This is a genomic window from Azonexus sp. MM2026_4 (assembly GCF_055901855.1).
In genome coordinates this window covers 757,005-772,200 of the sequence record NZ_CM148380.1, presented here as the reverse complement: position 1 = coordinate 772,200, position 15,196 = coordinate 757,005, and the positions used below count along the sequence as shown (strand labels likewise).

Annotated in this window: 15 protein-coding genes; 13 read left to right on the top strand and 2 right to left on the bottom strand. The window is 59.9% G+C overall.

All coding sequences use genetic code 11. The features are described from left to right. Window positions 1–206: 206 nt before the first annotated feature. The 13 genes from AC0KWY_RS03560 to AC0KWY_RS03500 all read left to right on the top strand — a co-directional run bounded on the left by AC0KWY_RS03560 (window position 207) and on the right by AC0KWY_RS03500 (window position 12,854). On the top strand, window positions 207–1,115 hold the full coding sequence (locus AC0KWY_RS03560; protein WP_474028276.1) for a ParA family protein: 909 nt from the start codon (window positions 207–209) through the stop codon (window positions 1,113–1,115). Continuing rightward, window positions 1,075–3,057: a ParB family protein gene (locus tag AC0KWY_RS03555; RefSeq protein WP_474028275.1), complete on the top strand. Its 1,983-nt coding sequence runs from the start codon at window positions 1,075–1,077 to the stop codon at window positions 3,055–3,057. The genes AC0KWY_RS03560 and AC0KWY_RS03555 overlap by 41 nt, the downstream gene beginning before the upstream one ends. Before the next feature lie 61 nt (window positions 3,058–3,118). Further along, entirely contained in the window at window positions 3,119–3,715 is a 597-nt protein-coding gene (locus tag AC0KWY_RS03550) for an STY4526/YPO1902 family pathogenicity island replication protein (protein WP_474028274.1), read from the top strand. A 157-nt stretch (window positions 3,716–3,872) separates the two neighbouring features. Beyond that, on the top strand, window positions 3,873–4,352 hold the full coding sequence (locus tag AC0KWY_RS03545) for a hypothetical protein (protein WP_474028273.1): 480 nt from the start codon (window positions 3,873–3,875) through the stop codon (window positions 4,350–4,352). Window positions 4,353–4,411: 59 nt separating this feature from the next. Continuing rightward, on the top strand, window positions 4,412–6,016 hold the full coding sequence (locus AC0KWY_RS03540; RefSeq protein WP_474028272.1) for a hypothetical protein: 1,605 nt from the start codon (window positions 4,412–4,414) through the stop codon (window positions 6,014–6,016). Window positions 6,017–6,086: 70 nt separating this feature from the next. Further along, a complete protein-coding gene (locus AC0KWY_RS03535; protein ID WP_474028271.1) occupies window positions 6,087–6,482 on the top strand; it encodes a hypothetical protein in 396 nt (131 codons plus the stop codon). Next, complete coding sequence (locus AC0KWY_RS03530) at window positions 6,472–7,614, top strand: PFL_4669 family integrating conjugative element protein (protein WP_474028270.1); 1,143 nt, start codon at window positions 6,472–6,474, stop codon at window positions 7,612–7,614. Before AC0KWY_RS03535 ends, AC0KWY_RS03530 begins: the two co-directional genes overlap by 11 nt. A 26-nt stretch (window positions 7,615–7,640) precedes the next feature. Further along, entirely contained in the window at window positions 7,641–8,135 is a 495-nt protein-coding gene (locus AC0KWY_RS03525; protein ID WP_474028269.1) for a hypothetical protein, read from the top strand. A gap of 81 nt (window positions 8,136–8,216) precedes the next feature. Then, the gene (locus AC0KWY_RS03520) at window positions 8,217–8,615 is read left to right on the top strand and encodes a single-stranded DNA-binding protein (RefSeq protein WP_474028268.1); all 399 of its coding nucleotides are present in this window, start codon (window positions 8,217–8,219) and stop codon (window positions 8,613–8,615) included. Between the two features lie 106 nt (window positions 8,616–8,721). Beyond that, the gene (locus tag AC0KWY_RS03515; protein ID WP_474028267.1) at window positions 8,722–9,099 is read left to right on the top strand and encodes a hypothetical protein; all 378 of its coding nucleotides are present in this window, start codon (window positions 8,722–8,724) and stop codon (window positions 9,097–9,099) included. A gap of 187 nt (window positions 9,100–9,286) precedes the next feature. Beyond that, the gene (locus AC0KWY_RS03510) at window positions 9,287–10,414 is read left to right on the top strand and encodes an ORF6N domain-containing protein (RefSeq protein ID WP_474028266.1); all 1,128 of its coding nucleotides are present in this window, start codon (window positions 9,287–9,289) and stop codon (window positions 10,412–10,414) included. Window positions 10,415–10,431: 17 nt separating this feature from the next. Beyond that, complete coding sequence (locus tag AC0KWY_RS03505; RefSeq protein ID WP_474028265.1) at window positions 10,432–12,432, top strand: DEAD/DEAH box helicase; 2,001 nt, start codon at window positions 10,432–10,434, stop codon at window positions 12,430–12,432. After that, entirely contained in the window at window positions 12,429–12,854 is a 426-nt protein-coding gene (locus AC0KWY_RS03500) for a hypothetical protein (protein ID WP_474028264.1), read from the top strand. The genes AC0KWY_RS03505 and AC0KWY_RS03500 overlap by 4 nt, the downstream gene beginning before the upstream one ends. A gap of 2 nt (window positions 12,855–12,856) precedes the next feature. Here the strand turns inward: AC0KWY_RS03500 and AC0KWY_RS03495 are convergent, their stop codons facing one another. Next, on the bottom strand, window positions 12,857–13,921 hold the full coding sequence (locus AC0KWY_RS03495) for a hypothetical protein (protein WP_474028263.1): 1,065 nt from the start codon (window positions 13,919–13,921) through the stop codon (window positions 12,857–12,859). 243 nt (window positions 13,922–14,164) lie between these two features. Beyond that, window positions 14,165–15,085, bottom strand: coding sequence for a DNA-binding protein (locus AC0KWY_RS03490; protein WP_474028262.1), 921 nt, complete (start codon window positions 15,083–15,085; stop codon window positions 14,165–14,167). Window positions 15,086–15,196 lie beyond the last annotated feature (111 nt).

Sequence of the window (15,196 nt, the reverse complement as noted above, 5' to 3'; positions counted from 1 at the left end):
CTCCGAGAGATTGCTGCATATGGCTAAATCATGCAAAGATGCCATTCTAATAAATCAGGGCGGGATTGTCAGAAGGTCATCGATGAAGCCGGTCAAGAATATTCGCGCATAATTTGTATTTATGCAAATTGGGTAATTTGCCGATCCAGCGCTAGGTTTCAGGTCGTTCGTCCTCATTCTGTAATCACGATGAGGGCGTGTCATAAATGATCGGGATCACCGTAGTATCCACGAAGGGTGGGGTGGGTAAAACCACGCTCAGCGCCAATCTTGGCGCGCTGTTGGCGGACCTTGGGGTCCGTGTCTTGCTGATCGATGCTGACGTACAGCCGTCGCTCACTCGCTATTACCCCATTTCGCAACGTGCAGAGTTCGGACTTTCCGAAATCATCAAGCGCGGCACCATTACCCCCGATTGCATTTCCCACATTGACCTCAAGGTGCCGGATGACAGCTTTGCGCTGAATCCGGACGGTTGTCTCGACATCGTGCTTGCGAACGCCCCGGAAGGGACGCTGCAGGATTGGCTAGCCCAGCGGATCGACCGCGCTATTCGCATCCGGAAAGCAGTGCGGAGTCCATACATCGATGAGGCTTACGACGTTGTTTTGATCGACACCCAGGGCGCCGTCGGTCACTTACAGGATGCCGCGGTGCTGGCCGCTGACGTGCTCCTGTCGCCCATCTCCCCGGACATTCTTTCCGCCAGGGAATTCACTAGCGGCACGCTCGAACTGCTAAAACGACTGGAGCCGAGCGCTGACATGGGCATCAGCGTCCCCCCGATGAAGGCCTTGATCTATCGCATGGAGCGTACTCGCGATTCGCGCGACATCGCGCAGTCGATCCGGCGTGAATACGTCAACTTGCGCGCACGTGTTGATGTGCTCGATGCCACCGTGCCGCATGCGGTGGCGTACAAGCAGGCTGCAACAGCCCAGCTCCCAGTCCACTGGTTGGATCCCGCGAAGGCCGGCGCAACCATGCATCAATTGGTCTGGGAACTCATTCCTTCGCTTGCGGGCAGCGTCGCTGCCTGCTGCGAGGGATTGATCGATGTCACGCAGTTCGCGAATGACCTTGATGACGCCGACGGGCGGGATCGTCATGAGTAGCAAGACCAAGCCTATCTATGTCCCGCACTCAATCCCCATCAGCGAGGCGATAAAAAACGTGAGCTCCAGAAACCGCATGACACTGCGCATCAAGGGCCAGACCGATCAGGAACTGGCGGCGAATATTGCCCAACGAGGTCCGGAAAGCACCGCTAAGGACTTGCGCCCTGGTGATGAACACGATGGTTCGTTCATGGTGCTGCCGATCGACCGCATCATGCCTTACGATCGTAATCCCAGAACGTCCGCAAACCCGAAGTACCACGAAATCAAGGCGTCAATTCGCGATCGTGGTGGCCTGCAGGGCAATCTCACCGTCACCAAGCGGCCCGGCAAGAGCAGCGAATACATGCTCTACATGGGCGGTAACACCCGCCTGCAGATTCTGCACGAACTCTACGCCGAAACCGGCGATAAGTGCTTCTATCAGGTCAACTGCGTCTATCACGCATGGAAGGGCGAGGCCGACATCATGGCCAGCCACCTGATCGAAAACGAAGCCCGCGGGGATACGCTTTTCATCGAAAAGGCGCGGGGTCTCGTCACTCTGGTCGCGGAAATCGAGAAAGACGAGGGGCGCACACTGAGCACTCGTGATGTCCAAGAAATGACCGCGAAGATGGGCATGATGGTCAATCAAGCCACAGTGTTGCTCTACAACTTCGCTATCGCCAATCTGGAAGCCATTGGACCTTGGCTAACCAAGGATAATGTCAGCCTAGTCAAACGGCGCTACACGCAATACGACGTGCTGGCCAAGGCATTAAATGTCAAAGGCGATTTCCAGAATCGTTTCTCTAGGGACGTCCAGCCTTTGCTGGCTGGCTTCGCTGAAGGTCTTAAGACCCGGACGTCCGAACTGAAGTCTCGCCCGGAAGGCGAAGACGCGAGCGTCGTAGCACTGCGCGGGGCGGTCCTGGATGAACTCTTGCTGAAGCTTGATACGTTGGCAGCCAGCGTTCTCGGATTGCAGCCAGATGCTGCAAAGCGGGTTTTCTCGGCACTGAGCAGCAAGGACGCTCTATCGGCCGAGGCCTTGCAAACGTTGCTCAGTGGCAACACAGCGCCTGCGCCTGCAAGCGCCCCAGCAAATGACGATGCGAAATCCCCTGTGGTCGGCAATGGTGCCAGTGCGGCGACTAAGCCGAAGCCCACCAAAATCATTACGACCGAAGCCGGCCTTGATCGTCGCAAGCCTGCAGCTACTCCGGCAACGGTTGTCGACGTGCCGCCGGCGTCTGATACGGATACGGGGACACTGGTGGAGCCGGAACCCGTTCGCCAGGCAGCAGCGGAGGATACTGCCGCTGTTCAATCGCTGAGCGAAATGACTGACGAGGCCATGCAACGCATTTCGCGTGACTTCGCTGACAAGCTGGTGAATTGGTGCAACCTCACACGCATTTCGCAGTGGTTGCGTTTTTCGGATGACACGAAGGTTCCCTACCTGTTCTGGCTGGACTTGCCGTCCGAGATTCTCGAATCTCGGCAAAATGGCATGTGGAATCTGCTTGATCCTGAGCTGGGCGAGCTGCAGCCGGATCAACTCGCGATTCGGGCGATAGCCTACCGCATGACGGCGCTGCTTTCTGGCCAGTTAGGTGGCGTAATCGTGACCAGTGACGGCAGGCCGACCTCGTATTTCCCGTTTGCATCCCGCCTGCCAGAAGACTCGACCTGGCGTCAGGCCGCGATGATTCCTTACGATTCCATGGACGTTCTCTACAACGTTTGGGATGACAACCTGGGCGGGGTAACAGGGAGGACGATGGACATGAGCCTGGGACAGGATGACCTCCTAATCGTGCTGCGCAATCCGCAATTGGTGGGTTCGTGGATGGCGTTTTGTGAGGCCTATGACCAGTGGGGGAAATGCCTGGATCAGTACCGTCGCGAGCGCGGCATCTCCAACGATCTGGTCGACCTCCAAGGTCAGCAGTAACGGCGGCGAACAACACTCACCAGAAGCGATCAGCTAAACCGCAGGACAGTTGGACAAAATCATGGACAGCATCCCCGTAAATGACTCAGAGGTTCGTTGGACGGTCCTCAAGTATTTCGTCGGCCTGATTGATCTTGGTGAGATCGAGCCGCTGCTGCAAAGCGGGATGACTGGAGACCTGCTGCAGGCGTTGCGCACGCGCAGCATGAGCGACATTGCTCGGATCGCGAAGGATTCGTCGATCGGAATCGAGATCAAGATCAACGCGCATCAGTTGAACACTGCATTTCTCCGACTCGACGACATCGTTCGGGACCAACAGCTCCTAGAATACTATGTGACCCATCAATTGCCGTCCTGGCTTTTGGCAAAGATGTTTCGCAAATCGATCAGCGAGCTCCGCGAAATGCGGGCAGCGCTATGCGGCCCTGACCACGAAACCGTGGGACGCCCCTCCATGCCGGATGTCAACGTGCGGGAACGTATTCATGCGGCGTGGGATGCAATTTGCAAGGCGCATCCGGAGCGCCAGCGCTTCTTCGAGTTGCACCAACTTTTCCCCGATCACCAGTTGAACCAACTCTGGTCGGTGGTCAATGAGTTCGGGGACATGACGCCGCCTGGCGCACGGTCAACCGCTCGCAGCGGTGGTGCTTGATGATGACGCACCGTTGGTACTGGCGAAAATGGCTCCCAGAGCGCCACGGCCAGCTTTGCCGCGTTCTCGTCACCGGCCGCATGAATTCCGCGCTGGTGGAATTTGCAGATGGGACCACAGTGGTTACCAGCCGCTACGCAGTGCGAAAAGTGCAGCCATGATCCCTTCTCGGTCTAACAATCCCTACGCAGCCATTGACGACCTATCGAGCGGCGGCGGCGAGTTTCATGCCCTGGACCAAGGCGTCAATCCAACGCTTCTCTTGGAGCTCTTCGGCCAGACGCCGATCGTTTTTCACCGCCTCTACATCGATGTCACCGGCAGCGTTACGGCTGCGCTGTGGCTGGCCTATGCGATCTACCATGTCTCTGAACGGGGCGCTGACGCCGAAGGTTGGTTTGTCAAGAGCCAACAGGAGTGGCTACTGGAAACGGGCCTGTCCAGGCGCGAGCAGGAGACCGCGCGCACCAGGTTGCGAGCCCTGAACCTGCTTGAAGAGCGCCGCGCGCCCAATGCGCCGCTCGCTTACCGCATCGTGCTGCCGCAATTGCACGCGGCCATGGAAGCGCACGCACAACGTCTCCATGCAGAGCGCCAGGCCATGCGTGCGGCAACTGGAAAATCTCTGGCACGATGAGAGTCTCGATCGCCATGGTTGCCCGCCGGCAGGATCCGCAACGCGGACCGCACGGCACCATGCCCATCAAGATTCAGACGCAACCGAACAGCGCGTCGGTCGCTGGCCACGCGGCCACCAGTCGCACGCGTATCGAGTCGGTACTTGCGCCAATCTCACAGCGCTTCATCCTCTATTACCCGGCGCTGCAGCGGATCACCGGTTCCGCCAACGCGGCCCTGATGTTGAGCCAGATGCTGTACTGGACCCGAAGGTACGTCAACGACCACCCAGAACGCGACGGGTGGTTTTGGCATACCGCTCGGGACTGGCGCAAGACAACAGGGCTGTCCCGGCATGAGCAGGACGCAGCCAGGGCTTACTTGCGTCAATGCGGCTGTGTCGAGGAGCGCCTGATGGGCGCACCGGCCCGGATGCACTACCGCGTGGATCTTGACGCACTCGGCAAGGCGATCGCCAAGTACGCGCACCGGGCGTTCAGCGCCTGGCATTGGAGCGATCGCACGACACTGGCGCTGCTCGGCCGCCCGGTGGCATTCCTGCGCGGCTTCGCCGACATCACGGGTTCCGTGACGGCAGCGCTCTACCTCTCTGAACTGTGTCAGAAGCTACGCACCGTTGAGCGTGATGCGATCAATGGCCACTTCACGCTCAACGGTCGCGATCGCGAACTGGATGCTGGCAACGGCTGGCTGGATCTTCCGCTGGGACAAAGTGCCGAAATGCTGGGGGTATCAGAAAAACGGCTGAGAACGGCAAGGCATATCATCAAGACGATGGGCATCGCCGACGAGTCGTCCAGCGGTGGCGTCCAGCCGAGGACGCTGACCCGCATCAATCTGGATCAACTGTCACGCCTGTTGTCTGCGAAACGTCAGCATGTGGTTCGCCAGCCGCTACCAGCCCAAGAATGCGATGACTTGGATAGCGACACCAGTGGTGAAGCGTCTGAAACAGGCGCTATTCTGCAACAAGCCTTTGATTTTTCAGGAATGGCGGATTCGTGCAATCCAGACCTTCCAAAACCGGCAAACTGGAATGGCGGAAACGTACATTCCAGACCTGCCGAAACCGGCAAACTAGACTTTCCGAAACCGGCAAACAAGCTTGCCGGTTTCGGCACATCTGTTAACGAAGTTAGTAAACAGATTGGTTTACCCCTACAACCACCTAGAGCAGATTCAACTGGTGTGGCCGCGCCTAGCGCCGCAGGTAGTAGTGGTTTGCCCATGGCAAAGGAAAGAGCAACTGCGCTTGATCTCAGTGCGATCGTTCTGCCTGACCTGCGTGACGATGAAACCGTATCGGCCTGCCAGATGCTGGCCACGCTTCCAGATACCAAGCTTGCGCAACGCGTTGTCGACGAGTGGGCGGCGCAACTGCGACTTGGCCGCATCCGCGTTCCCTTGAGCTACCTGGCCACCCTGGTCAGCAAGGCGAAGCAAGGGGCGTTTGTACCGGCGGCCGGTGTTGATGAGGCTTATCGCCGCGAGCGCCGTCAGCAACTCGACGAAGCACTCGCAAAGGCACGCCAGGTACCCGCCGAAATGCAAGTCGCGCAAAGACCCAGTGCCGCCGTACCTCGCGCAGGTATCCCGTCGTTCTTCCGCGAACAACTGAAGACGATCGGGATGATCGTAAAGGAAACGAAATGCGAGCAGTGAATGCTGTGCACATTCGGCACAATGAATACGGCGCAATCATTGTGCCGAATTTGCACAGTCAGGAGATGCAATGACCCCTGACCGTTTTTTTACCGAACTTCTGGATCGTTTTGAGGGCGACTACAGCGCAGTCGCTGTGCTGTCGGCGCTGCTCGGCCAGCAAGCCGATCTTGCCTTTGTGGCGCTCAGCTATCGCGAGCTTGCTGCAATGCTTGGCGACCGCGTCGTCTATCGCACCATTCCCAGGGCGATCAGAACCCTCCAGGAAGCTGGGCTGATCGAACTGAAAGAGCATCCTCAAACCACGACACGTTACCGCGTCGACGGTGATGCACTGCGCGCACTGCTGGCGCAACCAGCAGCACCCGCCAACATCATTCCCGGCATCACGCCGTTACCCGCCTTGTCGAGAATCTTCGGCGAGGTTCCATCCATGAACCAAGAAGGAGTTGTCGATGAGCAATGAAGCATCGGTACGCGCTCCGCGCCGGACGGCGCAGGTGCCGAGCCAACGCAAGAAAATCGATCCACCACCGATCGGCGCGGCCGAAACGGATTGGGGTCATATCGAGTTTCTCACCGAGCCGAAATCGCCCTTTGGCGATGGCTACTCGATCGAGAAGGAGCAGGCGGCGCTGGCCGACATGGATGCCATGGATGAGCCCGACAAGGATCCGCGCTGGGCTCGGTATGCGGCACTCCAGGAACGGAAGGAGCGGCTGGAAAAGGCGCGTCTGACGTACCGGCTGGATCAAGGGGCCAACGAGCAGGTGCAGTATATCGAGGCCAACCAGATTCGCAGTCTGGGCCGATTGGTCAATGAAGCAGAGGATTCCATGCTGCTGCATACCAAGGAGGCCTTCCGGCTGTTCATGGGGCGGCGCAAGGATCCGGACGGCAAGTATCAACCAATCATCGGCATCAAGTTCTGCGCTGCCGCGTTGCGCAGCTTCTGGGTGCAGACGGCTCACGACAACCCCTACGCCGATTGGGCGCTGCTGCGGGCGAGCCAGGGGCTGCAACAATTTGGCCAGGAACTGCAGCAACTGGCTGAAACACATCTCGGTAAGCTGCGCCAAATGGAAGCAAAGGGGCTGAGCTATTCGGTCCTGAAATCTGCCGATCCGAAGAGTGTGTCGCTGCAATTCACTAGCCCCTACGGCTACATGCTCGCCGAGCTGGTGGTCGACTACGACTATACCGTCCGGGTCATCAAGACAGCGGTGCGCAAAGGCCGCCTGACCGATGCGGAGGGCCATGACGTGATTCGCAACATCACGCGGCGGATTCGCGGCTGGTCCGAAGAAATCGCGCGTTTCAATCGTTTCCTGTGGCGCCCGGAATTGTCGCGTCTGTGCCGTGCCGACTTTCTTCCGTCGGCCGACGAGGAAGGGAAGAAGCGAGCCGAGGCCGTGACGGCGATCTTTGGTGCGGTGCCGGCCGATATCTTTGCTGGAAAGGTGCTGCCGCCGCATACCCGGCGACACACGCAATTGACTGAAGCAGAGCGGGCGTTGCTTGCCCGGGTCGGTGAAGAACTGGCGATGGCCGAGCAGGATACGGCCGAACCGGATGCAGCAACCGACGCTTTGGTTTGAGCGCAGTTATGGCGCAAGGAGCTGTGATGAAAAGGATGGATTTTGCGGCAACTGCACCTGTCGCTGGTGGGACAGCCAAGCCGCGTCAACACGTTGCTGACATAAAGGCCTTTACGGGTAGGGGGCGCGCGCGGCGGGCAAACGTCTGGATCGATCTGGTGACGCTGCGGGCCGAGCTCGACCAGATTCGTCAGGAGATGGACGAGCTCGTTGCCGCCTCGCGGGCAGTGCCAGGGTTCTCGTTCTATCTCACGATTCATCGGCGCCCCGATCCGGATCGGCGAATCCCCTATCGCCAGCATTCTGTCCGTTGGCGCGAGGTGGCTTCGACTCGCCATATGTCCTGGGACGAAATGCCGGAGCGCTTTGACCAGCAGTTGCCGACGCTGGCGCAGTGGTATCGCGATGCGACGGCATTGGCGATGCGACTCAATGCCGAAGAGTCAATCACTCGGTCTGCATTGCGGGCGGCTGAGCGTTACATGGAGTTGGCCCAGCAGTTCAAGTCCGCGAAGTCCTGAGCAACAAGTAGCTTTCTCCCGCCAGTGTGCTGCGCCACCACTGCTCGGGTTTTTCAATCGGCGCTACTGAAGGAGTATGCAATGTCCAATGTGTTCCAAGGGAAGGGCAATCTCGCCGCTGCGCCAACGCTCAAGACGGTTCGCATCGGCGGTGAGGACCGGAAGGTTGCCGAAATGCGGGTCTTTTTCGATGAGTACCAGTACGACGAGGCGGCCGGCGAGTACACCCAAAGCGGTGGGTTCTGGATGGCGGTGTCGATTTGGGACAAACGGGGCGAGGAAGCCGCACGTCTGCTGCGCCAAGGCATGCGGATCAAGGTTGAAGGTCGGCTGCGCGAGTTCGAGTACAAGGTCGAGGGGGCTGAGGAAAAGGTGCCGGGCTTCCAGATCATTGCGGACGACATCACGCTCTGTCTCAATCGCATCGAATCCATCACGGTCAAGCCGAAACGTGAAGCCGCCGAAAAGGCCGCTGCATGATCGCTATTGACGCCCGTCTGAACTAGAATTCCAACTCACACCACCGGGGCACCGTGCCGTTCCAGTCACCCGCACGTAAAACCATCGACCACCGGGAGTGAGTAGCATGAACCAAGATCCAAGCAACGATCCACGCGATCCGCAGTACGCCATCGATGATCGGGACAACCGTCGTCGCCAGGCGCTTACAGCAGTGCTGATAGAGCACTACTATCACCTCGCCAGCTATCTGGCACAGCATCCGGATGATGCCTCTGTCGTCCACATGGCGCATCAACTGATCGACCATCTGCGGGAGAGTCTCAATGGCCCGCTGGACGATGAACTCGATGTCTCTTGCTGGTGGACCTTGCAACAAGGCTCCTGCGAGCAACTCATTGACTACCTGAAGCGTAAGGCACGGGCGCTCGACCTTCTGAAGCCCTTGTTCATCTCGCTGACCCGGCTCGGCCTGTCCGTCCGGCACGAACCCAAACGCCTGTAATCCGCGCGAGCGGTCTGCCTCTTGCACCGACAGCGGCATTGAACCAGCCGCCTTTCCATGTCCTGCGCATTCCCAAGGCATGCCCTCGTCGGGCAACGCTACTTGCCTTTGCGGTCGCAATTTGTGATCTCAAGGGCATAACTCAATGATTCATTGACAAATCGCCCCACTCACCCAGGAGACGAGCATGAAGGAAGATGACACCGTAGATGAACAAGCTGTGCCTGTTTCAACCGAAGCACCCGCACAGATGATGCACATTCAACTTGAACAGCCATTGCCGGTCTATACGATTCGGGGCGTCGAAGTCATGCTGGATTCAGATCTGGCGGAACTGTATGGGGTGGAAACTCGCGTACTGGTCCAGGCTGTGAAACGTAACCCGGATCGCTTTCCCAAAGACTTTATGTATCAACTTGAAAAACATGATCTTGCCGTCTTGAGATCACAATCTGTGACCTCAAGTTTGGTGCACGGCGGTCGCCGCAGCTCGCCCTTCGTGTTTACTGAGCAGGGCGTGGCCATGCTTTCGTCGGTCCTCAACAGCAAGCGCGCGATCGACGTAAATATCCAGATCATGCGAGCGTTCGTGGCCATGAAGCGGGAGACCCTGTCGTTTTTCGATGAGCAGATGGATATCGCCTGGAAAAACGATGCCTTGCATGACCAATTGGCAACCGAGCATCGCCAGTTGCAATCTGTGGCCCGCTCTCGCCTAGAATACCTGCAGCGCGCAGACGAGCGGTATGGCGAGCTCGAAAGGATCGAGCGCCGGCAGAGCCTAGTGATTTCGCGCGTAGAACGCTGGATCACCGGCATGGAAGAGTTCGGGGCGTTGATGGTGGCCACCCGGCTACGTACCATCGATGCCCTGGTGCTGGGCTATCTATTGCGTCGGTGTTCGGTCTGGGACAGCACGCGTCTGGTCTGGGTGGAGGCGACGGTGCCCCATATTGCCTGCTCGCTCAACTGGCCGAGCATCCGCCAGGTGGAGGCCGCGATACGGCGCCTGGTCGCCGCCGGATTGATCCAGCGGGAAAAACGCAGCGCGCGGCGGATTTTCTACTTCGCTCGGGTTGACGAAGTCATCGCCAAGCTGCGAAGCATTTCTGAGGACGTCAGCACACCGGAAGCCTTGATTGCCGTCTCGGATTCGCTTTCTCCGCTGGCGCAGGCCTTGCGGCACTTGATCCCGCTGACCGGCAACGACACGCCAGATAGTGAGGTCGAGCGGATACGCCGGCTGCGCGGTGACGACGGCTTGACCCCCTTGACCCGGCCGTGGACAGTCGATCCGCGTCGAATCCTGCACTGAGAAACGGGAGGTCGGTCATGTACGTTCCCACCCCGATCGCGCCCGCGCGCCGCAAGGCAGTCCTGCGCGCCGTCAGCGACGGCCGGCGGCTTGGTATTGCGACCACTGCATTGGAATCGCCTGCAGGCGCCTTTCGCGCCCTGAATTCGCATTGGTTTGCACCACGTCGTCAGTGGGTGTTCCGTTGCCCGCTCGATGGCCAGCACCTGGCCCGCCAACTGGCCGACGCCTTCCCGACGGCCTACCTGGATCTCGACGACTTGCCGGCGGTGATCAAGGGCGCGCAAGCCACGCCGACGCCGGACTATTTCACCGAGATGCTGGACCTGCAGATTATTCCGCTGGATCAGCCCGGGCATCATGCGGTTTCCGGTGCCTACGACAGCTTCTTCATCGACGCGATGCGCTCGCTGCGCGGCCGGTTTCACAAGTACGCTCAAGCCTGGGATGTGGCAGGGTCCGTAGCGCAGATCCTTGATGCCCTGCAGCGCATTGCCGGCGTCGATCCGTTGCATGTTTTCGTGCACGAGCACGTCATGCACCTAGAGGATCTCGTCTCGAAGCCCAAGGCCGAGATGCCGATCAGCGTACCTGGTGCGCCGCCGGTATTCGGCGACGGTGCCGTGGAGGGTGAGGAGGAGGAGGGCAGCGGATTTCTGTCGAGCTGCGCTCGGCCGCTGGTGCATCTGCCGGTCGACGAGGCAATGCTGGCCAGGGCCGCAATCGATTGTAGCTTGATGGATCATCAGCCCGCCGGCGTGCGCCACTTCCTGGCGCGATCTTCCGCCTTACTGGCCGACGATATGGGCCTTGGCAAGAGCAGACAGGCTGTGGTGGCGTCGCGCCTGGCGGCCGGCGAGCACGGCAGGATCCTGGTGACGTGTCCGTCGTCACTACGCATCAACTGGGAGCGCGAGATTCACATGGTTTTCCCGAATGACGTGGTTGGCATGGTCGGCGACGATCGCATGAGCACGTTGCCGGCTTGCCGCTGGGTCATCGCCAACTTCGAGCGTCTGGGTGGCCTGGTCCGGGCGTCGATCGACTTCGAGGTGTTCACGGTCGACGAAGCGCACAACCTCAAGGAACACAACGCCGGCCGAACCCGAAATGCCTTCATCCTGGCTGAACGCATTCCGCGACGCTTCCTGCTCACCGGCACGCCGATTCTGAATCGCGAAATCGAGATGCACACGCTGCTGCGCCTCTCTGGTCATCCGATCGGTATGCTGGAGCTCAGGGAGTTCCGCAAGGCGTACAGCGGTGGCCCGGCGCAGCGCCAGGCGCTCGCCGAGGCGGTCGCTGACTGGATGCTGCGCCGGTCGAAGAAGGTGCTCAAGGGGCTCGGCAAGAAGACGCACCAGGTGCGTTACGTGACCCCGGCCGAAGGCCTCGACGAGTATCAGCGGATCCTCGCCGACATGAGCCTGCCCGTGATGCCAAAAATTACCAAGCTGCGCCAACATCTCGAGATCATCAAGACGGACTTCCTCATCGAGACTGTCCAGTCCCTGCAGACGGACGACAAGGTCATCATCTTCTGCGAGTTCATGCCGACCGTTGACTTTATGAAAGAGTCATTCAAGAATGCCGGCATAGACTGCGTTACGCTGGTGGGTAGTGACAACGGTAGCTCACGACAGCGTGCAGTGGATGCTTTCCAGCAGAATCCCGCCGTGCGGGTATTCATCGGAACATCCGCAGCGGCCGTCGGCATTACGCTGACTGCTGCGAACTATGTGATTTTAGCCTCGCAGCCGTGGACGCCAGCCATGCAGCGCCAGCGCGAGGACCGTGCCTATCGCAACGGACAGACGCGCGATGTCTTCGTGATCATTCCGGTGATACCAGGAACGATCGACGAGCAGGTTCTTGCCCTGCTGGGATCGAAGACCGAGATCGAGGAGTCCGTGGTCGAGAACGCGGTGCGTGCTCACCTTGCCCGTTGCCCACCGGCCCCGCGTCGGGGGGATCCTCCGTTACCGAGCACGCCAGTATCCCGAATGTCATCACATTGACCATCGAACTGGAGGATTGCAACGTGTCTGAACAACAACTCTCATTGGCCATCGTCATCCCGATCGGCCGCCACCCGGCCCTCTTTCCGCTGCACTGCGAGGCGCGTCATATCGAGCACGGCTGGGTGATCATCGACGCCGTCGACGGCAACCGCCGCCGGGTCCGCTGGTACGAATTCGAGGACGTGCCTGAGTGCGAATTCGCGGAGCGGTTCGGCGATGAGCCCGTTATCGATGCCCAGGATATTTCGCGATTCGAGGAATGGGTTGACGTCAGCACCCTGCGTCGTGTCGATGTCCGCCATCGCCCGAACGATTGGCAGGGTCTCCAACGCCTCGGTGCGTTGCGACAACCGCCGGAAATTCGGGCGGAGCTGGAGCGGCGGGCGAGAGAAGCCCGCGCGCAATTCAACCTTGACTGATATCAGGCCGCTACGCTTCTCTCTGCCGTGGGGGTTGCGGGCTTCACGATAGTTGCCAGGGATATCTGCAGATTCTGGCCAAGTTGCCCAAGGCGTTGATGAACGATGGTGCGGGCGGCTTGGTGGCTGGTATCGGTGGGTAGGGTGGCGGCTACGAAATCGATAACCAACGCGATCGCACGGGCGGCGGTCAACCGTCGCTGACCCGCCTTGGCCTGGCCGCAGGCCTCGGCGATCATTTCCCCGGCCCACAGGGGCATTACGTCCTGGCCGGCTGACCACTTCTTCATTCGGCCGTATGAGAAGAGGGCGGCGGTCTTCTTGTTGAGCTCCAGCTCAATGGCCAGGTCTGCCAACGAGTCGCGGTTCAGGGCGGCCTGCGCTTCCGCCAGCCAATGTCCAATCGGGTGTTTCGACGGCTTGGCCAAGCATGCCATGCAACCGAGATAGACTTCAGGGGTTTCCTGAAAACTGCCGAGGAAGCGCTCAATCAGGCTAGCACCGGTAATCGCATTCAGCAGACGTTCGGCAAATTCATACTCGGCAACCCCTATCCCAGGGGCGTGTTTGGACCACCAGTGGTCCTTGTCGCCCAAGAGGTTATGCCCACAGCAGCGGCATGGAACATTTCTGTCCAAGATGCGTGAGGTGACCAAGGTTGGGAGTCCCTCCATCAGCCGAAACAGGGACAGCATGTCGGGAAGGAGAGGCCCTTCCGGGGCGCTGCCATCGAGCTTGTCGAGCACGTCGATCGAGAGCCCCAGCTCGCTGGCCAGCACGGCTTTTGTGGTCGGGCTGCTCTTGTGCTTTCCTCGCACCAGGTTCTCCAGATTCTTGTACTGAGCGCCGGCTTCGTGCCGAACCTGTGCCTGGTGGCTGGCGTGGCCGGTGAGCAGGCGGACGAGAAACTCCGGGTCGGGGGATTGGGGAACGCCTGGCTCAAGGTCCAGCATCCGCCCGTAGGGACCAAGCGGCCGCAGCACCGTCACCGGCTGAAACGGCACCTGGAGCAATTCGCCGATAGTCTTGTTGGGCGAGAACTGTGTGGGGATAGAGAGGTTTTCCATGTGGCGGTACCGTCGGACATCTGCGCGGGGTGAGCATAGCGCACGTCCACTTCGGACGCTCAACTTCAACCCTCTGCAGAAAGGCAGGCACCATCATGCAAACGCGCATCTACGCTGATCCGAACAACCCGAATTGGCCGAGCCGCACTGGCGAACCGTCCGGTGGCGGACGCGGGAACAATCCGCCGGCGAAGAAGTAAAGCAACTCGGGGCAAGTTCCGGTGACGGGCTTGCCCCGGCTGATTAGCCGCCTTTGTTTTCATCGGCATGAGGCTTGGATGTCTTCTTGGTAGGGGCAGTGGCGCCGACCGGCTTTGACGCTCCAGGCTTCAGCTCCTTGATGCGTTCCTGGAGCATGGCAATTTCCCGCTGGCTGGCATCGAGACCAACCTGTTGCGCCTGCACGTGAACACGGGCGGTGCCTAGCTCCGCCGCCATGGCTTTGTGCTCGACCTTCAGGGTCTTCAGTTCCTCCCGGTCGCGCGCCTGGTCAGCCATTGCCGCCGCCAGGCTGGCTTCGGCGCCGGCCAACTTACGCTCAGCCTCTGCGGCCCGGGCGCCGTTCTCGCGGGCTTCGCGACGCGCGTCATCAAGATCCTTTTCCAGCCGCGGCATCGCTTCGAGGCGCAACTGGGCCTTGGCGAGCTCGGTGCGTGCCGCTTCGGCCGCGTGCCGTTCGCGCACCAGGTCGCCTTTGAGCAGCTCAACCTCAGCGGCGTGACGAAGTTCGCCCTCGGCCGCTTTCGCCTTGGCTTCATCAAGCCGGCCGGCGAGGTCGGCGCGTGCCATCTCCAGTTCGGCGATCTTTGTTTCGGCGGCATCGAGCGCGGCCGCCGTGCGCTCGCCTTCGGCAGTGATGTCCGCCAGCGCCTGTTGCGTATCGACCAACTCGGTGCGCACGGCGGCCTCAGCTTCGACGGAGGCCTGGCTGATCGCGGCCTGGATGCCGGCGAGCACGGACGTGGGGATGTTGATGTCGACCTTGTTCTCCTTCGGCTGACCGTCGTTCCACCCCTGCAGGTAGCGGGAGATGGTGGTGAGGCTGCCGACGTTGCCCAGGGCTTCCCGGACGTTGCGCAGAGACGGCTTGCGGCCGGACGCCTTGATTTCCGCTGCAGCGGCGGCGACCTGGTCATAGGTGATGGTGGGTTCGCGTCCGGCCATGGTGTGACTCCTTACGAAATGAAATGATATGGACGATATGATATGCAATGATATGTACAGAAGCAAGCGGAATTTTATGCCTGCGGGGTGTTGACGTCGGCGGCCGGGAGG